Raw genomic sequence first — 21,449 nt, 5'->3', positions numbered from 1 at the left:
CTGTGGGCGGCAAACCTGTGTCTTCAACGATATCAGAAAAGGCGGTTGCAATCTACCAGCAAGGGCTGGAAGTTTCCGCAACCTGTGGTTGCGGCGGCTCAGAAGGGCAGGAGCCAGTCGTAATTGGGCGCGCTGCTCTGGTTGTTCCAATTACTCCAGTTGGGGGTCAGGCAGATGTTCAGATCCACCCGGCCATCAATCCCATCCACCACGCCGCTGCTGGAGTACTGCCACATGTTGTAGTGGTAGCGGAAGCTGGTGGGGGCGGTATCCTTGGTGTAGTGGGCCAGCCAGAAGGGGTAATCCTGCAAATACTCCAGCTGGAGGCCCCCGCTGTACACCTTTGTGGGACTGCCATAGGTCATGGGGGTATAGCCGGCGTCCTTAATCACCTTGCAGAAGGCCAGGGCGCAGGCGGTGACGGTGTTGCCGTCAGTGCCCCTGGTGCGGGAATCCTCCTTATCCTGCTCCTCCCAGTCGAAGACCACCGGGTAGGTGACCCGGTAGCCCTTCTGCCACTCCAGCAGCTGGTAGGCCTCCTCCTCCGCTTCGGCGGGAGTGAGGGCCTGGGAGAAGAAGTATACTCCCACCTCCATACCGTTGGAGAGGGCACCCGTCATGTTGGCGTCAAAGTACTCATCCTTCTGGATGGTGCCCAGGGTGTAGCCCCGATAGCCGGCCCGGATCATGGCAAAGTCCATGCCGGTGGCGGCCACCCGGGACCAGTCGATTTCCTTCTGGTGGGCGGAGACATCAATGCCCCGAACAGCGGATCCATAGCGGTAAGAGAGATATCCCGTCTCCTCATCCAGACTGTAGTACTCATTAGAATATGTATTGCTCCGAATGGTTTTTGGGGCCGGGAGGGTGTAGCCATAGCTTATACCGTAGTAGGCTTGGGCATAGTTCATGATGATGGTGGCGCCCTCCGCCCGGGTGGTGTTGTTTTGAGGCAGGAAGGTGCCGTCTGTGTTGCCGGACATCATCTTGGCTCCATAGGCCCACTCCACGGCGGTAAGAGCCCAGTCGGAAATGTCAGCCCGGTCTGTATAAGGGGACTGGGCTGCGGATTCCTGTCCCCGGTTGGTCCACAGCAGTACGGCGATCTCTTCCCGGGTAATGGAGGCCTCCGGCCGGAAGGTACCATCCGGATAGCCGTTGACCACGCCGTTGGCCTTGGCCCAGCGGATGGCTGCGAAATTGGGGTGATCCACTGTCACATCGGTGAAGGGGGGTTCCTCATCCTGGTTGTCCTCCGCCCCTGCCGCCTCCAGGGCAGAGCCCTCCAGACGGTAGAGGGCCTCGGCCAAAACGGCCCGGGTCAATGGGGCCTCAGGCTGGAAGGAACCCTTGTTCACGCCATCCATCAGAGTGTGCTGCTGGCAGAAGGCGATTGGTGTGGAGTACCAGATTGCGTCATCCACATCCAAGTAGGTTGTCTTGTTAGCATGGGCAGGGGTCAGGCTCAGGGTTAGCGCCAGCGCCAGGCCGGCGGCCAGGGATCTGCATTTTTTCATCATTCTCCTCGCTCTCTTGATCTGCGTTTTTTGGGAGTCTCTCCCAATGTCGTACCCTGTCAGTATAACACGAAGAGCCCGGCTGGCTCAACTATATTTTTATGGAAATCAAAGGGGACTGGGCGGGATGAATATATAGGCCACGTCTACCAAATGTCTACCTCAAAACCAGCCAATCCCTTGCGGCACAAGGGATTGGCGGGTTTTCCATTTTCCAGGTCATCTACCAGGTGTCTACCGGTCCGCACTTTTTTATATCAAATCAGGTGATTTTTGCGGATTTCTATCCGTTTTTGCAATCTTTAATACCATGCAAGAGGCGTGACACGGCGGTGGTAGGGCGGGAACGTTAAAAAACCTCTGATTTTTTGGTCAAAATGTAGAATTTTCCGGCAAAAAGGTTGGACTTACGGGGTCTACCAAAGATCGGACGAGGATGCGTTTGACCAGACCGGCCCCTCTCAGGCCGAAAAAAATTAAAGGAGGAAATCCGAATGAGAAACCTGAAGCGGGCCCTCAGCCTCACTCTGGCTTCTGTCATGCTCCTGGGCATGATGGTTGTCGGTTCCAGCGCGGCTGCGGGCTACGACGATGTCAGCGAAACTGACAACGTCGAAGCGATCGAGGTTCTGCAGACCATCGAAGTCATGGTCGGCGACGAGCGGGGCTTTGGCCCTGAGCGTTCCGTCAACCGCGCTGAGATGGCGGTTGTCATGGGCAAGCTGCTGAACCTGGATTACAACTACTATACTGCTACCTGCCCCTTTGACGACGTGTACGACTGGGCCCGGGGCTGGGTCGGCGCCTGCGCCGCCAACGGCATTGTGTCCGGCCGCGGCGACGGCGTGTACGATCCCGGCGCCACTGTGACCGCTGTGGAGGCCGCCTCCATGCTGATGCGTGCCCTGGGCTACTTCAAGTACCAGAGCGACTACGCCAACGGCTTTGAGGTCTCCACCGTCCTCCAGGGCAACAACATCGGCATCTTCAAGGGCGTTGGTTCCAGCGCCACCGAGCCCATGACCCGTAATCAGGTGGCTCAGATGGTGCTGAATGCTCTGAAGAGCGGCATGGTTCGCCCTGACGGCAACACCCTGAACTACTTTGACTCCGAGGGCAACGTGATTGCCACCAACGGCAAGGTCAACTACGTCTTTGTCACCAGCTGGGAAGCTTTTGCTACCTCCATCAGCTCCGTGAACGCCACCTCCATGGGCTCCACCAACAACGCCCCCATTGTGGAGCTGGGCGAGCAGCTGTACAACGGCGAGCTGAAGCTGTACGGCGAGGGCAGCACCATTGCTGACCGTGAGTGGGACGTCTTTGGCCGCCCCGCCCGCCGCTGGGAGTACAAGGGCAAGGATATCGGCACCTACGTGAAGAATGAGCTGCTGAAAGAGAGCTACACCGCCAAGGTGACCGGCCAGACCTTGTACGATCTGCTGGGCAAGAGCACCGTTGACACCTACAACTTCCAGATTGAGATCGACGGCGTGCAGATTGTGGGTACCAACCCCGACACCAACGCCTCTGGCATTCTGGGCAGCGCCGCCTTTACCAAGGACGACCTGTACCGTACCAACAAGGACGCTGTGGGCAACACCGGCAACGGCGTGCTGACCCAGGTCTATGTGGATACCGAGTTTACCAAGAGCAACGCCAACTCCAACACCTACTGGGTCTACATCTCCGTCATCAACACCTATCTGGCCAAGTCCAACGAGGACTATGACGCCAAGAATGATGATGTAGAGCTGCGTACCTGGCGCCTGGACAACAAGGGCACCAAGGATTCCCCCATCTTTGTGAAGTCCACCGACAAGGTGAAGAACAAGGTGGAGGATACAGGTAAGGAGAAGGACTTCTGCGACATCTACGCCAAGGGTGAGGACTTCAGCCTGGTGCCTGATGTGAAGAAGGATGAGCTGTACCTGGTCACCGTGGCTGACGGCGAAATCCAGACCATTGAGGCCCCCGAGATTCTCAGCGCTGTCACTGTGGACGCCTTCAAGCTGTTTGACCACGTGACCACCGGCGGCCAGCAGTATGACCACGCCACCACCGCCCGCTACGACGTGGAGGCCATTGAGAACTGGACCAGCTTTGACGGCGCGCTGAACCTGAAGGAGCTGACCTACAACGTCATTCTGGACGAGTACGGCTACCTGATCGGCCTGGAGCGCAACGAGAATCCTGATCAGTACGTGTTCCTGACCGGCCTGGAGGCTGGGGCCAGCAACCTGTACGCCAAGCAGGTTGACGGCAACATCATCCACCTGGACGGCACCATGGAGACCGTCAAGATTGACCTGAGCAAGAGCCGCTGCGGCCAGTACAACGCCGACGGCACCGCTCACACCAACCACGGCCTGATGTACCACAACACTGGTGTTGGCCAGACTGTGAACCTGTCCCAGCTGAACACCTGGTGCACCTACACCGTGGACAACAACGGTGTGTACACCCTGAAGATGGTGCCCGTGGCCGCCGCCGTCAACGCCACCAGCAGCACCATCAAGATCGGCCAGTTCGCTCAGGACGTTGATGTGTTCAATGACGGCACTACCGACTCCAAGGGCAACGACACCAAGGCCATCAACACCAAGCGCGTGTCCCTGAAGGCCTCCGCCGCTGCTACCAGCGACTATGTCTACGGCAACGACGACACCGTGTACCTGACTGTGGGTCTGGAGAAGGTCGCCGTGGATGATGACTTTGGACCCAGCGGCATCTACAAGTGGATCATTGACGACGTGGACTCCGTCACCACCGGCGTGAAGAACGCCAACCTGATTGCCACCGAGCTGGGCGCCGGCGAGGGCGGCTACGCCTATCCCGCCGCCGAGATCTACACCCTGTATGACAACAAGGGCATTGTGATTGCCGCTGTTGTGATCGGTGAGGACGAGGGCGCCAGCAGCAACTACGCCTACATCCACACCTCCGGCCTGGAGGAGGAGTCCTACAAGCACACCTCCGACACCAAGTCCGGCGACGGCGAGTGGACCTGGCTGCGTAAGGCCGTTGTCAACGGCGAGATCGTCACCCTGAGAGAGGTCGGCGACCAGCCCGAGTACCTGCACCCCAGCAACATGGCTCAGGGCCAGTGGTATGAGATCAAGTACGACGCCAGCGGCAACGTCCGCCGGGCCGACGCGGTCGAGTACGTCAACGACAAGAAGTGGCCTGCGGTCGATATCGCCAAGTGGATCGCCGAGGTCGTGGACGTTGAGGACTCCACCGACGAGTACAACACCGTTGTTCTGCGGGACATCACCACTGTGGACGGCCTGTCCTACAAGAACGGCACCCTGTACACCGCCAAGAATGAGACCCGCGGCTTCTCCGTCGATCCCGACGTGAAGACCGTCCTGGCTCTGGCCGGCAAGAACGGCAACGGCAAGGGCGCTGACTGGTTCGACTCCACCACCGACGGCTACAAGGGCTATGTCGGCCTGGAGCAGGCCCTGCGCGAGATGAACGCTGAGGATTCCGGCTCCTTCGATCTGGCCAGCGTTCAGATTATGGCCCTCTTCGAGAATGGCCGCGCTACCACCATTATCATCAACGACCTGAACAAGGCTCCCGACAACAAGAAGCCCGGTACCAACAGTGGCAGCCAGACCCCGGGCAGCAGTGTCACCGCCGGCAAGAATGAGCCCATCGAGTCTGTCAGCGGCAGTGTGGAAATCAACAAGTTCACCAACGCGTCCACCTTGAATGTGACCTTCAAGGCTCCCGAGTGGGCCGATGGCGTCAATGGTGCTGCGGGAGATGTTACCTTCAAGTACACTGTAAAGGTGAACGGCGATAAGCTGACTGAGGGCACCAACAATAGCGCCACTTACGACGCTAACGCGAAGGAGTACACTGCCTCTGCGAACCTCAATGACCTGAAAACCGCTCTCGATCGTGAGCAGGTCAGCTCCAGCGACAAGATCACCGTTGAGATTACCAATGTCACTTGGAAGTATGCGGTTGTGGAGTACTATGTGACCGACGGCACCAAGGAGACCGAAATTGACGCTGCGAACATTAAGGATGGCACCGGTAACACTGCGGTAGATAAGCTGGCTATCGGCGGCAATGGTGTTGCCCTCTCCTTCAAGTACACCAGGCCCGATGGCTATGAGGACGTCGGTACTGTGAAAGCCACTTACACTGGCATGACTTCTACCACCGCGAGCGGTGCGACTGTCGATACCACTGGCAACACTGCCGTTAACCTGGCTGCCGCTAAGGCTGAGGGCGGCAAGATCGTCAAGATCGTGATCGGCAATGTGAAGGCTGCCACGCCTCCCACTCCCGCTGTTGAGTACAACGTTGAGGTTGCTTCTGGGGTAACTGGCCTCAAGTTCGCTGTGCTGGATGCCGGTAGCAATCCCGCTACTATCGCCGGCATCGCGGCTGACAAGTGGCAGGACCTCCCCGTGAAGGCTGCTAAGGACAAGGTTATTGCGGTCAAGTTTGCCGAAGATGGAGTTGGATTTGCTACCAATGAATTCGCTGTGAGCGACAAGGGTAATTATACGGCGATTTCTGCAACCGCTATTGAAGCCAACAAGGGGTACTTCTTCACCATGCCTGAGGGCGACGTGATCGTCACGAAGGCTGAGAACAATGTGCCTAAGGTCATCCACGGTTGGGTGAAGGCTGACGGTGCTGTTATTAACCTGCAGACCGACAAGGCTGCCGATTCGTTGACCACGATGGCCCAGAAGGTGCCTCTCGCTGTTGAGTGGGTCAATGCGAAAACCGACTATACAGCTGTAGCTGTGAAGGACCTGAACGGAAATATCACCGGTATGACAGTGAATGGCCTGAACGTTGGCACGATCAACATCGGCGACGCGACCACTGACTCGGTAATATATGTCAAGGTCGATGGCAAGGATGTCGTAGCCGACGGCACGAGCGTTGCTAAGACCGTCACTGGTGTTCTGAGTGCGGCTGGTAAGACCCTCAGCAGTGCGAACCTCTACGTTTATATAGACACCACTGGCACAAAGACCGCTGCTGTATCCAACGCTGCTACCAATGTTGCGGATGGTGCTATCATTAACACCAATAGCGATAAGGGTTACTTCAACCTGACTGCCAGCACCGTTACTGCTGTAACGACCGGAGCGAGCACCGGCAACTCCATCGACACTAGCACCAATACTCCCATTATGGCTCTGGTTGTTGCTGACGGAGACAAGGTTACTACAACGACTGCGAATGCCGCTACACTGGTGAAAGCCGATGCTACTCTGAAGGTCACTCTGAAGTTCACCACCGCTGGCACGGTTGGAACTAAGGATTTGAAGGCCGCCATTTCGGCCACAGGCGCAGCTGCGGCTGGTACGTTTGCGAATGCGGCTGTTATTCCTGAGTTTGCCAAGGGTACTGCGTTTACTGTTGGTACGGATGGAACGACCGCTGAGATGGAATTCACCTTTGACGCTATCGGTGCTACCGATGTGTCCGTCATAACTGTTACTTTCTCTGAGTAAGAAACAGTTTATGGATATGTGGTAAAGCACAGAGACCCCGGGCTTTGGCCCGGGGTCCCTTTTACATTAAGACACGTCGTGGAAAGAGACAACGAAATAGTTTCGGTTAGGTATATTCATCATGATTCTGCTGTCAAGGTTGCCGTTTTCGGTGATGGAAAGCTGGGAACCGTTCCATGAGACGTCGAGGGTGGTAGGCAGAATCCCGTGGGCGGAATCCTGGACGAAGGAGACGCCGGCGTTATAGCTCAGGAGCGCCGCTCCCTGGGGGCCGATAATGACCACAAACTTCGGCATGGAGGTGAAGGAGAGGGTTTTAACTGTGTTGCCGTCTCCGACATAAGCGCTGGTCTGGACGCTGCAATTCCCCCTCCTGGCCAGCGAGTAGTTCAGCGACGCCACCGCCGACGCCCTGGCGTTGACCTCCGCCGTCACCGCATTGGCCGTCTCCTTGAGCACCCTGTCGATCTTCAAGTTGTCCTCGTTGAAGTCGATACGCCGCACGGCGTCATCTTCCTCCCACTGGCAGAGCTGGTAGTTGGCTGTGTGTTTGCTGGACATAGAAATTCCTCCTTAACATGTAAAAGTAATTGAGCCCGAAAAAAGCTCCTTTCGCAAAGGAGCTGTCAGCCGCAGGCTGACTGAGGATTGTATTTTGCGAAGCAAAATGTATGAAATAAACAAGATTTATGCAATTCTCATTTGCTGCGCACATTTCGTCTGCGACGAAATACAATCCTCCGTCACGGCTCCGCCGTGCCACCTCCTTTGCGAAAGGAGGCTTTTCGCTGCGGCGGGTGGGCTCTCTATATAACGAGGGAAAACGCCCCAAAGTGGGACGTTTGCATACATTTAATGGAAATGAGGGCGCATTGCGCCCTTTTTTGATCAAAATAAATTGGGTGGTGAAAATTTAGGCATTTGCCAAAAGCTGTCTATTGAAGGGGACAAGCTTCCTCATTAAAATCGAAAGTAATCTCCCGCCGGTAATGGCTGGCGGGCAGTGTTCAGAGGAGTGATTTAAAATGAGGAACAATCACAAGCATCGGGTTCTTGCGCTGGTCATGGCCGCAGTTATGACGGGGGGCTGTGCGGTACCTGTCGGGGCGGCCGCCATTGGCGACGGTGTGACTCCCACCTGTGATGAGGCCTATTATGCCACGCTGGATTACTACGGAAATCTGCTGGAGGGCAGTGTGGTCAAGAGCTACGCCCTGAACGGGGCCGGCTCTGTCACCGATTACGGCAGCTACGACGAGGTGGTCAACCTGACCGACAGCACCCCCGCCGCTCTGGAGGCGGGCAGCGCCACCTTCCAATTTGACCAGGTCCCGTCCCATTTCTACTTTGAGGGCAAAACCGCCGCCCCCTTCCGGGAGCTGCCCTGGACCATCACCCTGCGCTATACCCTCAACGGGGTCCCCGCCAAGGCGGAGGATCTGGCGGGAAAAACCGGTGTGGTGGAGATTTTTCTGGATATCGTCCCCAACGAAAAGGCCAGCAGCTATGCCCGGTACAACTACACACTGGAGGCCATGGCCCTGTTCAATGAGGATGATATCCTCTCTCTGGAGGCGCCTGGGGCTCAGGTCCAGCTGGTGGGCAATCTGCGCACCGTCCTCTTCCTGGCCCTGCCTGGGGAGGAACAGCACTTTTCCATCCGGGTGGGCAGCGAGGATTTCTCCTTTGGCGGCCTGACCGTCCTGATGGTGCCCGCCACCCTGGCCCAGCTGGAGGAGATTGCCAAGCTGAGCCAGCGCAAGGACGACCTGGAGGAGGATTACAAAAACCTCTCCGGCAGTCTGGACGCCCTTCTGGACGCGCTGAACAACGTGCAGGACGGCCTGTACGCCTCCGCCAGCGGTCTGGACCAGCTGGACGCCGCCCGGGGCACCATCTCCGTCGGCAAGGGTCAGCTCTATGACGAGGCCGGGGTGCTGCGGGGAGACCTGTCCAACATTGCCCAACTGCTGGAGCCGGTGGAGCAGCGGACCCTGGCCCTCAGCCAGACCATTACCGGCTCCAAGGCGGTGCTGGGCAGCATGACGGACACGGTGGTGTCCCTCCGGACCCAGCTCAATGACTTGGAGAAGGCCCTGACGGGCCTGGAGAGCGGGGCCAGCGACGTGCGCCAGGTGGTCCGCGGGCTGGCCGATATGAAGAGCAGTCTGCGCTCCCTCCAGCGGGCCCTGGGCGACAGCCACATGGGCGGCAGCAGCAGCGGCGACAGAAACACGTCCAACCTGAAGGACCAGGTGGACAAGACAAAGCAGGTGGGAAGCGCCTACAACGAGACCAACGACGTGGAGTTTATGGCCAAAATGCTGCAGCTTCAAGGGCAGAGCCCGGAGCAGATTGCCGGGATCAAAAGCCTGGTCGGTCTGACCCAGCAGCAGGCCGAGGCGATGGGGGTAGCGTCAGAGTGGCAGGCGGCCCAGGGGGCAAAGGCGCAGACGGACGCCATGTACCAGGCCAAGGGCAGCCTGAGCTTTCAGCAGTTCTGCGGAACCCTCCCCGGCGTGGACGACAAAACCGCCAAGCAGATGAGCGACCTGTGGACCGTCTATAATAGCGGCCCGGCGGAGAAAAACGCCGAACAGAGGACGGTCCCCGAGGCGGAGGAGCCGTCTGAGCCTGCTGAGCCCGAGGCTGAAGGTGAAACTGTGGAGGCTGAAGCGGTCACATCCGAAACCGGAACAGAGACCCAGGCGGAACCGGAGCAGAGCGTATCCGGTACAGCGGGCGCGGCCCTCTCCGCCGCCTTCGGTTCCGGCGGGGGACTGCTGTCCGCCGCCATGGCAGGCAGCGGGCTGTACATTGACAATGTCACCGCCGAAAGTCTGTCCAATGAGGAGGGAACCGGCGATACTCCCAGCCCCGCCGCCGCTTCCGACGAGAAGCAGACCGTGGGCGGCGCGGCGGTGGACCTGATTGTAGACGGCCTGGACAGCGCTCTGAATCAGGCCAGCAACAAGATCAACACCATCCAGAATGAGCTGAACAGCACCATTGACAGCATTACCCGTCCCACCGGCAGAGTGGTGGGGGAGCTGGCTGACCTGTGTGATGATGTGGACGATCTGATCGACCTGATCGACAGCGCCGAGGACTTGTCTGCCGCCCTGCGCCAGTCCTCCGAAAAGCTCCAGGGCGTTCTGGGTGACATAGACGCCCTGCGCAATATCCTCAATGAGTATGAGCCCACCCTCCAGGAGGGAATCGCCAACGTGGGCAGCCTGAGCACCTCGGCCTCCTCCGCCCTCCGGGACCTGGAGACCCTGCTGGCAGACACCGAGTCGCTGATGAAGACCTCCGGAAACCAGCTGGACAGCGGCACCCGGCAGGCCCTCCGCGGGCTGGCCGCCACCCTGCGCCAGACCGCCAAGGCCATGGCCGCCACCGGCGACGTCCGGGACGCCAAGTCCACCATCAATACCATCATTGAGGACACATGGAACGAGTACACCGGGGATATCAACAACATTTTGCTGATGGACGCAGAAGCGGAGGCCGTCTCCCTCACCGACAGCCGCAACCCCGCTCCGTCCAGCGTTCAGGTTCTGATCCGGACCCAGGAGATCAAGGCGGAGGAGCCGGACCAGGCCGCAGAGGAGATGGCCGCCAGGGCGGAGACCACCTTCTGGGGCCGGGTGGCCCAGATGTTCAAAGACTTCTGGAGCGCCATTACCGGCATCTTCCATTGAAAGGAGGGCCCGCCCTATGGTGGAAAAAATTGCCCATAAGCTGACCCGAAAGCCCAAACTGGTGGCCCTTATCGCCCTGCTGATGCTGATTCCCGCCATAATCGGCTATGCCGCCACCCGCATCAACTATGATATTCTGTCCTATCTGCCCCAGGATTTGCCCTCCTCCCAGGGGGAACAGATGCTGGAGGAGCCCTTCCACATGGCGGCCACCAGCATGCTCATTGTGGAGAACATGCCTGCGGGCTACACCAACCGGCTGATTCAGGATATCAAGGAGGTTCCCGGCGTATCCAGCGCCATCTGGATCAGCAACCTGGTGGGCATCCAGGTACCGGTGGAGATGATTCCAGCCAACTTCCGGGATATGTTTTTCTCCGGAAAGGCTACCATGATGCTGATTCAGTATGACCACGCCGGCGCCTCCGACGAAACCATGGAGGCCATTGAGCAGGTGCGCCGGGTGTGCAATGAGAACTGCTTTCTGGCCGGCTTCTCCGTGGTGGTGAAGGACACCCGGGATGTGATGGACAGTGAGCTGCCCATCTTTGTGGGCCTGGCAGTGCTGCTGGCCCTAGCGGCCATGTCGGTCACCCTGGAGTCCACCGTGCTTCCCTTTGTCTACCTGGCCAGTATCGGTATGGCGGTGGTCTACAACTTTGGAAGCAACATTTTTCTGGGGGAAATCTCCTATATCACCAAGGCCATTGCCGCCGTCTTGCAGCTGGGGGTGACCATGGACTACTCCATCTTCCTCTACCACCGGTATGAGGAGGAGCGGGAGCACTACGACGACAAGCGGGACGCCATGACCCAGGCCATCATTGCGGCGTTTCGGTCCCTGTCCGGCTCCAGCCTGACCACCATCGCCGGCTTTCTGGCCCTGTGCTTCATGCGCCTGACTTTGGGCCGGGATATCGGCATTGTGATGGCCAAGGGCGTGGTGCTGGGAGTGGCCACCGTCATTCTGGTGCTGCCATCTCTGGTACTGATTTTTGACAAGCAGATCGACAAGCACCGGCACAAAACCCTGATCCCCTCCTTCGACCGGGTCAACAGCTTTATCATCCGCCGCCGGGTGCCCATTGTGGTCCTCACCCTGGTGCTCTTCCTGCCCGCAGTGTATGCCCAGCGGCACGCGGAAATCTACTACAAGCTGGATGAGTCCCTGCCCCGGGACCTGCCCTCTATTATCAGCAATGAGAAGCTGAAAAACGACTTTGATATGGCCACCTCCCACTTTGTGGTCCTGCGGGACGACATCTCCGCCTCCGATATGAATGAGCTGGAGACCCGGATGGAAGCGGTGCCCGGGATCACCTCGGTGGTGTCCTACCACAGCATGCTGGGTACCGGTATCCCGGACTTCTTTGTCCCCAGTGAGGTAAAGGATATGCTGCGGCAGGAGGGCTATCAGCTGATGATGATCAACTCCAGCTATGAGCCGGCCACCGACCAGGTGGCCCGTCAGCTGGACCAGATGAACGAGATTATCTTCCACTATGACCCGGAGGCCATGGTCACCGGCGAGGGCGCCATGTACCGGGACCTGATCGACACCTCCTCGGTGGACTTTCAGATCACCAACTACATCTCTATCGCCGCCATTTTCCTTATTATTGCCTTTGTGTTCCGATCTGTCACTGTCCCTCTGGTGCTGGTGGCCACCATTGAGCTGGCCATCTTCATCAACCAGGGCTGCTGCTACTTCCTGGGCACTGAGATTCCCTTCATCGCTCCCACCATTATCAGCTGTGTCCAGCTGGGGGCCACGGTGGACTACGCCATCCTGATGACCTCCCGCTTTCAGGAGGAGCTGCGCTCCGGAAAGAGCCGGGAGGAGGCCATCCGCATCGCCGCCTCCTCCTCAGATGCCTCCATTGTCACCAGCGCTCTGGTGCTGTTCTGCGCCACCCTGGGCGTGTCCTTCGTCTCCTCCATCGACCTGATCGGCTCCATCTGCGTCATGCTGTCTCGGGGAGCCCTCATTTCCGCCCTGGTGAGCATCTTCCTGATGCCGGCGGTGCTGTATGTCTGTGAGCCGGTGTTCAGCAAAACCGGCCTGAACTGGCGTAATGCGCCGCCGCCCAGAGAGCGCCGGCGCAAAGTAAAGCAGGAGGCCGCCCCTGCGGGCAAAGCCTCCTGACAGCGCTATGTATTCACGTCCCGGCGAAGGACCTCTCCTTCCCAGCCCCGCTTGAGCTGGTAGATCCGGTGGAAGTAGGCGGAGATGTCGTACTCCATCCCGCTGTTCAGCCAGTCGATCACATTGCCAAAGACCTCACACTTGTGGTAGCGGATGAGCATCTCCTTGTCCTGCTGGTCCACAGGCCGGCCGGCAAAGTCCACCTCCACATAGGTCCGCACCACATACTCGCAGACCTCCATCAGATGGCGCTCAAAGACCTCCCGGCTCAGAGAGTGGTAGATATGGAAAATCGCACGGCGGTTTTGCTGTACAAATTCCGCCGCAGTGTCGCAGCAGTCCTCCAGGGAGTCCATCGTAGGGTGGCTGTCTATTAATTCCCGCACCCGTTCGGCGATGATCTCCTCCAGCAGGGCGGGCAGGTCCTCAAAGTGGTAGTAAAAGGAGTTGCGGTTGATCCCGCAGGACTCCACAATGTCCTTCACCGTGATCCGGTTCAGAGGACGTTCATCCAGCAGTGAAAGAAAGGTATCCTTGATGGCTTTTTTCGTAAAATTAGGCATTGACGGTTACCTCCTTGCCAGCAAATAAAGCTCAGTTTACAGTATATCATATTTTGCTCAGACTTGATACCTTCTTTTATTTGCCTTTTGTGTTTCCCTGCGGCAGCTTAGTCAATAAAACAAAAAACCGCCATTCCTTTTGATATAGTCAACACACTTGAAAAAACGCAGTTCGCGTTTTCATCCAGTGGGCTAATGCCCGATGGGCGTGCAAAGCACGCAGGTGCTGCCTATGAATCCAAAGCCAGGCTGCATAAGCGGCCCGCTGCAGCGAAAATCGCCACAGACTTCACAAGAATCATTTTGATTCTTGTGAAGTGCTTTGACTATACAAAGGATGGCGGTTTCTTTGACATGTTCTGTCAGGTAGAAATGAGGCAGGAACTCCAGAAAACACAGTTGGTAGGTGAATGTGGAACTGTCTTAAATGGACCAGCAATTTTGCCGCCTGGCAATCAATCTGCGGTCCCCTTGCCGTCAAATGCGATAAACAGTACAGATCCTATGATACACAGACATCCAATCAGCGAGCGAAGCGGGAAAGACTCTCGATAGATCAGAACACTTAAAAAAACACCGGCCACAGGCTCCAGCATATTTAAAAACGACGCTTTCCTTGCTCCTATCTGCTTAATTCCGGCAGTGATCAAATAGAATGCCAGCAAGGAGCCCAAGCCAACTACCCCAATCGCTATCGCACCTGTTTTTAAATCGGCTGGAAGCGAAAAATGGTGACTAACACCGGTCTTAATAAGATAAATTATCATTGTAATCAGGGACATGTAAAACAGCTTGAGCATAAGAGGCAGCCGATTGACCTGACCATGCTGATTGGCGGTTACAAAGAAGGCGTATGACAAAGCGGAGCCCAAGGCAAATATGACACCCTGCAGGCTAATGCCCCCCTGCAGGTCACTGACTAAAACCAGACCAAAGATACTCAATAACACAGCCCCGGCGGAAAAGATGGAAATCCCCTGGTGAAATACCCCACAGGAGATAATCAAGACAATGGCTGGATAGAGAAAGTGCAGCATTACCACAGTACTAACCGGAAGCAATTCATAGGCAAGATTGAGCAGATAGTCGGTTACACCCATACCAACAGCGCCTAAAACAAAGAGCTCCAAGATATCCTTAATCGGAATTTTTATCGAAAGCTTCTTTACTATCAGCAGACAGGCTGCACCCAATACCATAGTAACCGTCTGATAGCATAACAGACAATCTGCTTCCATTCCTCGAAGCAGAACATAATTATTGCCAGAGGGAATCACGCCAAACAAAAAAGATGCGGCGGCAATATAGAGGATACCAAGCAGCAAATTAACAGATCCTTTCATGCTGTTTCTTTGGAAATTTTGTTTCAAAGTTCGGCTCGCTGTTGTGGGGAACAGAGGGCACCACCCCTGTTTTCTTTAGGCAAAGAGAGACACAAACCGGAATAGCGACAGCTAAGAGGGCGATCAGAAACACCAGCTGCTGTCCCTCGCCGAATGCCAGCATTATGAGGCAGACAATCTGGGCAACCAGCGCAAACATAGGCACCCATCTCTTTTTCTCAGATACGGCGGCCTGCAGGCACTTCTCGGGGATATATCCGTTTCGGCGCAGCCGGCGACGAAACATCATCTGTGATGCGATAATGCCAATCCAGGCCAGCGTGCCGGTAAAACCGGAGACGCTCAGCAAGCTCTCATACAGAACACCGCCACCGGCAAACAGTCCCAGCATCAACACCAACCACATGGCGGCTAAGGTAAAGAGCACAGCAGGCCTTGGGCTTCCATTTTTATCTAACTTAGAGAAGATTTTGGGGGCCAGCCCCTCTACAGATAGCCCATACAGGCAGCGAACCGTTCCATAAAAGCCGGTATTGGCGCAGCTGAACGCAGCAATCAAAACCGCGGCTGAGAACAAACCCGCCCAGAAGTTAAGGCCGTAGTAGGACAGGACCTGGGCAAAGACCGAGCCGTCTAATGTGGCGTTTTCGCTTGGGAAAATACCCAAAATCAAAAGAATTGGAACCAGATACAGGCAGGCAATGCGGTATGTAACGCTTTTGCAGGCTGCTGGTACCGCCACGTCGGGATTCTGGGTTTCCGATGCGGCCAGCCCCACGATTTCAGTGCCCTGAAAGGTGACAAGCACTACTACCATGTTGGTCAGTACCACGCCAGCCCCGTTGGGAAACAGGTTTTGGACAAAGGAACCGGCTCCAAAATTGACGCTGGAGCCCAGAAAGCCCTCGGCGCCCCAAAGGCCAATCCAGATTCCAAACGCAATCACGGAAAATAAAATGACCGCGCACACCTTAATAATGGCCAGTGTGGACTCCACTCGGGCAAATACGTCTACAGCGCTCAGATTTATAACTGTCAGCATCGCCAGAGCACCGATGGCATAAGCACCCGTATGGCCTGGGAAAAATGTATTTAGCACCATGGCTGCCGCAAGTGCCTCCGAAGGGACATAGCACACCCAGTTGAACCAAAAGGACCAGCCGATTCCAACCGAGGCCGTCTCTCCCAAAAATTCGCAGGTGTATGACACAAAGGAGCCGGTTCGGGGCAGATTGACCAGCAGCTCCGCATAGGCGATCATCATGCCGTAGACAATGACACCCACTAAAAGAAATGCCAGCAGTACAGCGGGCCCCATGTCTCGGATTAGAGCGCCAAGTCCCAAAAAATAGCAGGAACCAATTACCCCGCCAAGGCCGATAAAGGCCACCTGCCAGCCCTGAATCCCTTGGCGCAATTCGGTTGAAGCGGATTGTTCGGAGGGTTTTCCCCCAGAATCACGCATAAAATCTCCCCCTTTTCTTTTGGTGTTAATTATGGTATACTGAAAAAACAATAAGGTCGGATGGTGTGGTATGAAAGATTGGATCAAACGGTTCTGGAACGCAAAACTGCCTGTTCATAACCGGGTAACCGTGGGGCTGGGAATTTTCTGCCTCCTGATTGCAGTTGTACTGACAGTTGTATATATCAAAGGCGGGTAAAAAAACAAGCTCCGGTTTTAACCGGAGCTTGTCTGCTTTATTGCGCACGAATCCGGGCAAGCTGATCCGGGAGGAAGGTTGCAATGTCGGGAATGTAAGTTACCAGAAGCAGCGCAATCAGTCCGGCAATAACATAGGGAATAACGCCCTTGACAACCTCCTTGAATTTGATTCCAGTTACGCCGCTTACTACGTTCAGGTTACAGCCAACAGGGGGTGTTACCATGCCGACAGCTGTGTTCATCGACATCACAACGCCCAGTGCAATGGGGCTGTACCCCAGGCTGACACAGATGGGATAAAAGATCGGGGTGAAAATGTACTGACAGCAGTTTCCGTCGATAAAGCAGCCCGCAATCAGTAGGATAATGTTTACAATAATAAGAAATACCACTGTGCTGCCATTGGTAAAGGTCTTGAGCAGCGTAGTAACAGAGCCGGAGATTCCGGAGACGGTCAGCACATAGGAGAACAGGGCGGCAGTTCCAATCGTAAACATAGTCTGTCCGCTGGTCTCGCAGGCGGCGCTGAACACCTCCACAATGTCCGAAAACTTCAATGTCCGGTAGATAACTACACCTACAAATAGTCCGTAGACAGCGGCCACTGCGGCGGCTTCTGTAGCGGTAAAGATACCGCCATAAATTCCACCCAGAATAATCACAGGCATCAAAAGTCCCCAAAAGGCATCCTTAAATGCGTTCCACCGCTCCCTTGAGCTGGCTTTCGGTAAGACTTTCAGCTTTTTTTTGTCCGTGGTCAACAGACAGGCGGCAATCAGCAGAGCGCCCATCAAAATTCCGGGGATGATTCCGGCCATAAACAGATCGCTGGTGGATACACCGGTAATGGACGCATATACAATAAAGACAATAGAGGGTGGGATGATAATGCCGATGGAGCCCGCCGTCGCCATCAGTGCTGCAGAGGAGCCCGGTTCATGGCCCACATCCATCATGGCGGGAACCAGGATCATTCCCAGGGCCGCCACAGTGGCCGGTCCAGAGCCGCAGATGGCGGCAAAAAAGCAGCACACGATCACACATACAATGGCCAATCCACCACGCACATGCCCTACCATGGCCTGCGCAAAGCGGATTAGGCGGCTGGAAATGCCTGCGCGCTCCATAATTGCGCCGCCCAAAATAAAGTAGGGAATTGCCAACAGCACAAAGCTGGTCAGGGAGGAGTAGTAGTTGTACGGTACTACCGTCAGCGTGGTTCCATCCAGAACCAGACAGACCAACCCGGCCACGCCCATGGATGTACCAATGGGCGCCCCGATCAACACCAGGGCCAGGAACAGAAATAGAACAATGAACCCAATCATTCCGTCTCCCCCTTAGCGTCTGACCCCTCCGGTCCTGACAGCTCCTGTCCGCGGTGCCGCAGAGTACGGATCAGCACAATAATGGAATAATACGCCATAAAGCCGCAGCCGATTGGAACCGCAAGTCCCCAGACCCACTCTGGCCAGCGCAGCATAGTAGTTACCTTTCCCAACTTAAACTGCTGCTGCACCATGGTAATTCCCGCATAGGTCATATAGATGCAAAACAGCATATTAAGCACCGCACTGAACACTTTAAAACAACGGGAAACTCTTGGAGAGACCAGTCCTTCCAGAAGCGGGATATCATAGTGCGACTCATTTCGCACCGCCTGGGACGCCCCCAGGCCTGAGAGCAAAACCGCCAGATGGGCTACGACCTCTTCCGACCATGAGATTCCCAAACGCAGCACATAGCGGGAGACAACGTTCATAAACGTGATAAACAGCATTACCGCAAAGATCAACGCGGCCAGCCTGTCATTTGGGTACAGCTTTTTCATGAAAAGAATCTCCTTCTGATTCAGTGGCTTATTGCCCGCGTGAATAAAGCGGCTCTACCCGCGGGCAGGTTTATGTCTGGAAAGACTTATGAGTCCAGGCCCCAAACCTGAAGGGTCTTCTCATCCATACCAGCCAGATTTTCTTCAGTAACCGGACGGGCCAGTTCCTTAAAGGCGTTCAACTGTTCGTCGGTCAGATCGCAGAAGGTCATGCCTTGAGTCTCAAACTCGCTACGCAGGCCTGCTTCCTGGCTGGAAAGCTCTTCTCTTGCATACTGGGCCGCCTCCTTGGCGCACTCCTCCAGAACTTGCCGCAGTTCCTCACTGTAACCATCCCAAGCGTTAGTATTACATACAATGTGGAATGTAGACAGCGACATATTCATAATGGTGCAGTAGCTCTGGACCTCCTGCAGATTGGCAGAGGCGATGGTGGCCAAGCCGTTGATTTGTCCATCTACCGTCTTCTGCTGCAGAGCGGAATAGAGTTCGGAGAAGCTCATTACAAACGCGTCGCCGCCCAGAGCCTTAATCAGGCGCATATCGTTATCACCATAGACGCGGAAGCGCAGGTCGGCCAGGTCGGCGGGCTCATACACCGGGTGCTTGGAGTTGGTCATCTGTAAAATGCCGTTTCCAAGGCTGGCCAGGTAAGTCAGGCCGGTTTCATTGAACTCATCCTTCAGCCACTGCTGGCCCTCTTCCGAGTCAATGCGCTCATAGGCATCCTCATAGCTTTTAAATACAAAGGGTGATTCCAAAATATAAAACTCAGGGTTGATGCTCTCCATCACAGCCTCAGAAAGGATACACATGTCATATGCGCCGCCCTGGATAAGCAGCTCAACCATGCGGTCCATATCGCCGCCGGCCAGTTGGGCATTTCCGTAGCCCTCGATTGTCACGGCACCGTCAGTCCGTTCCGCCACAAGCTCCTTTAGCTTAGCGCAGGCAATTCCATCCAGGCCATTGTCTCCTGTGGAATACGAGACCTTGATCGTCATCTTCTCAAATGTGCTTTGGGCAGTGCCGTCAGATTTAACAGAAGAGGATGCCTGACTGGGGCTGCTTTGATTGCCGCACGCCGCAAGGCTCAGACACATTGCAAAGGTAAGAACCGCAGCAAGTAACTTTTTCATATAAAACCTCCTACACATTATCCGTATTCCTTTATGGTGCAAACTCTACTTCTGCTTCCAGAGTTTACTGTTTTTTTGAAATCATGCACTCATTGATAAAAGCACTGATTTCGTCCACAGCCCGCTTAACCGTCTCCGCGCCTTTTTCAGCGGTCCCCTTGGTGGCATCGCCCAAGGTGCCGGTTTTTGTGTACTCAATGAAATCTGTATAGACTGTAATGCGAGGGTAGGGGTCCTCAATCAGAGCAGGGGAGTTGACCGCCTTGCTCATGTCTACCAATTCCGGGAAAAGGTGGAGCAGCACCGACGTGCCCGCCTCACTGGCATGGCCATGGGGAGTGTCTGTTTCCCACAGATCTTGGGTCAGGCCAGGAATGTACTGCCAGAAAGCAATCAGTCCGCCGTTTACCCCATGCTCCTGCCGTAACTCATCCATCAGCTCATTCAGAGGCTGTGTATTGGCCACATGGCTGTTGACAATAAAAATGTTCTGGAATCCCCACTTAATAAAGCCCTCACAGATATCCCGGTAGACCGCTTTCAAATGGGAGCTCCGGGTGGCGATTGTACCTGGGAAGGCGTTCAAGTCATAAGACTGCCCCACCTCCAGACTGGGCCCTACCAGGGCGCCAGTCTGTTCCGCCACCAACTCCGCAATTTTGCGGGAGACCAGAATATCGCTGCCCATTGGCAGATGTGGACCATAGACCTCGGTGGCGCCGGAAGGAAGAATGACAGTATTCGTCTCCTTTCGGCGCTGGTCGAACTCGACCCAGGACATTTCGCTGACAATATTGGTTCTCATATTTACTTTTCCTCCAAAGAAACTGTAATCAGGTTGCGGCAGGTTCTCTCTGCCTGGATCCGGTAATTAGCAAATATTCACCGCGAATTGGGAGCGCTCTCTATTTACAAACTTACAACTTTTCCGCCTAAAATTCAATTCATATTTTACACAAAATTCAGACCATGAATTGTACATAACGACGAAAATAGTGTATAAAGTCTGATTTTTCTATGTTTATTATTGACTTTACTCTTGAAATAAAGCATAGTAAGCATAGCGTGAAAACTGTTATTTATACGCCACATACATAAAATTGGTAGCGCTTTCATTATGGAGACGCGCAAAAAGTAATTGAAGGAGGTATTATTTATGGTAAAGGTAGCGCTGTGCCAGTCAGACACTGTCGGTACTCCCAAGGAAAATGTTGCGCTGATTGCACGAATGGTGGAGCAGGCCGTTCAGGAAGGAGGCGTGGACATCGCTGTTTTTCCGGAGGACTGTTACTACGATGTGGATGCCGCTGAGGCCACCCGGCTTGGTAAGCCTGAAGATCTGGACGGCTATTTTGTCACTCAGATGCGGGAACTGGCCCAAAAGCATCACGTCAACCTAATCCCGGGTACATTTCACCGTTTGGCGGAGAATGGAAAATACTACAACACTGAGCTGTTTATCAACAGAGAAGGAGAAATCATTGGGCAGTACGACAAAATACACCTGATGAAGGCGATGAACTATGACGAGTCGGAGACCGTAGAGGCCGGCAGCCACAGCGCCGTATTCGATACAGATATCGGACGAGTGGGTATGATGGTTTGCTATGACCTGCGCTTCCCAGAGTTAGCCCGCGGCATGGTTCAGGAGGGGGCCAATATTATTTTTGTCCCCGCTTTTTGGCCTGCTGGTAACCCCCTGCCCCCCCGCACCGATCACTGGGATGCGTTGGTAAACTGTACAGCTCTCCTCAATCAGACCTATGTGGTCGCTGTAAACCAATACGGCCAAATGTCCTCAGAAATCCCCTTTGGCCGATCCTGTGTAGTGGACCCTTGGGGAACTGTACTGGCCCAATGTCCCAACAAGGTCAGCATTGCTTATGCCCAGTTGGATATGGACTATCAGGAGCAGGTCCGTCAGCGGCTGGCCACCTGGCAGAACCGCCGCCCTGATTGCTACACTCTGCGCTGAAATACAGCCGCATTTGACAACAAGCGCGTGATCGTGTATATTTATAACTGAAAACAGTAATGTTTGCAGG

General features: G+C 55.4%; 13 protein-coding genes. 4 read left to right on the top strand and 9 right to left on the bottom strand.

Features of this window, described 5'->3' with window-relative positions:
* Positions 1-98: 98 nt before the first annotated feature.
* Entirely contained in the window at positions 99-1,517 is a 1,419-nt protein-coding gene (locus NFS22_RS11785; RefSeq protein ID WP_251317953.1) for an S-layer homology domain-containing protein, read from the bottom strand.
* A 494-nt stretch (positions 1,518-2,011) separates the two neighbouring features.
* On the opposite strand from NFS22_RS11785, the gene NFS22_RS11780 reads away from it, so the two are divergent.
* Positions 2,012-7,012 (top strand): S-layer homology domain-containing protein, encoded by a 5,001-nt coding sequence (locus tag NFS22_RS11780; RefSeq protein ID WP_251317952.1) that lies wholly within the window; start codon positions 2,012-2,014, stop codon positions 7,010-7,012.
* Between the two features lie 66 nt (positions 7,013-7,078).
* On the opposite strand, the gene NFS22_RS11775 is transcribed toward NFS22_RS11780, so the two are convergent.
* Complete coding sequence (locus NFS22_RS11775; RefSeq protein WP_251317951.1) at positions 7,079-7,573, bottom strand: hypothetical protein; 495 nt, start codon at positions 7,571-7,573, stop codon at positions 7,079-7,081.
* 464 nt (positions 7,574-8,037) lie between these two features.
* On the opposite strand from NFS22_RS11775, the gene NFS22_RS11770 reads away from it, so the two are divergent.
* Positions 8,038-10,716 (top strand): hypothetical protein, encoded by a 2,679-nt coding sequence (locus NFS22_RS11770; RefSeq protein WP_251317950.1) that lies wholly within the window; start codon positions 8,038-8,040, stop codon positions 10,714-10,716.
* A 16-nt stretch (positions 10,717-10,732) separates the two neighbouring features.
* The gene (locus NFS22_RS11765) at positions 10,733-12,862 is read left to right on the top strand and encodes an efflux RND transporter permease subunit (RefSeq protein ID WP_251317949.1); all 2,130 of its coding nucleotides are present in this window, start codon (positions 10,733-10,735) and stop codon (positions 12,860-12,862) included.
* A gap of 5 nt (positions 12,863-12,867) precedes the next feature.
* On the opposite strand, the gene NFS22_RS11760 is transcribed toward NFS22_RS11765, so the two are convergent.
* The 7 genes from NFS22_RS11760 to NFS22_RS11730 form a co-directional block, all read right to left on the bottom strand.
* On the bottom strand, positions 12,868-13,425 hold the full coding sequence (locus NFS22_RS11760) for a TetR/AcrR family transcriptional regulator (protein WP_251317948.1): 558 nt from the start codon (positions 13,423-13,425) through the stop codon (positions 12,868-12,870).
* A gap of 455 nt (positions 13,426-13,880) precedes the next feature.
* A complete protein-coding gene (locus tag NFS22_RS11755; protein WP_251317947.1) occupies positions 13,881-14,750 on the bottom strand; it encodes a DMT family transporter in 870 nt (289 codons plus the stop codon).
* Between the two features lies 1 nt (position 14,751).
* Positions 14,752-16,320, bottom strand: coding sequence for an amino acid permease (locus NFS22_RS11750; RefSeq protein ID WP_251317946.1), 1,569 nt, complete (start codon positions 16,318-16,320; stop codon positions 14,752-14,754).
* Between the two features lie 149 nt (positions 16,321-16,469).
* Positions 16,470-17,762, bottom strand: a complete 1,293-nt coding sequence (locus tag NFS22_RS11745; protein ID WP_251317945.1) for a TRAP transporter large permease — start codon at positions 17,760-17,762, stop codon at positions 16,470-16,472.
* A complete protein-coding gene (locus NFS22_RS11740; protein WP_251317944.1) occupies positions 17,759-18,265 on the bottom strand; it encodes a TRAP transporter small permease in 507 nt (168 codons plus the stop codon). Before NFS22_RS11740 ends, NFS22_RS11745 begins: the two co-directional genes overlap by 4 nt.
* A gap of 86 nt (positions 18,266-18,351) precedes the next feature.
* On the bottom strand, positions 18,352-19,404 hold the full coding sequence (locus NFS22_RS11735) for a TRAP transporter substrate-binding protein (RefSeq protein WP_251317943.1): 1,053 nt from the start codon (positions 19,402-19,404) through the stop codon (positions 18,352-18,354).
* 64 nt (positions 19,405-19,468) lie between these two features.
* Complete coding sequence (locus tag NFS22_RS11730) at positions 19,469-20,209, bottom strand: creatininase family protein (protein ID WP_251317942.1); 741 nt, start codon at positions 20,207-20,209, stop codon at positions 19,469-19,471.
* A 351-nt stretch (positions 20,210-20,560) separates the two neighbouring features.
* On the opposite strand from NFS22_RS11730, the gene NFS22_RS11725 reads away from it, so the two are divergent.
* Positions 20,561-21,379 carry a carbon-nitrogen hydrolase family protein gene (locus tag NFS22_RS11725; RefSeq protein WP_251317941.1) on the top strand — a complete coding sequence of 273 codons (819 nt, stop codon included), beginning with the start codon at positions 20,561-20,563 and terminating at the stop codon, positions 21,377-21,379.
* The last annotated feature ends 70 nt before the right edge of the window (positions 21,380-21,449 follow it).

The sequence above is a fragment of the Flintibacter muris genome, assembly GCF_943192995.1.
In the GTDB taxonomy this organism is placed as follows: domain Bacteria; phylum Bacillota; class Clostridia; order Oscillospirales; family Oscillospiraceae; genus Lawsonibacter; species Lawsonibacter muris.
The sequence above is the reverse complement of the archived record's forward strand: the minus strand, read 5'-3'. Positions and strand labels throughout refer to the sequence as shown.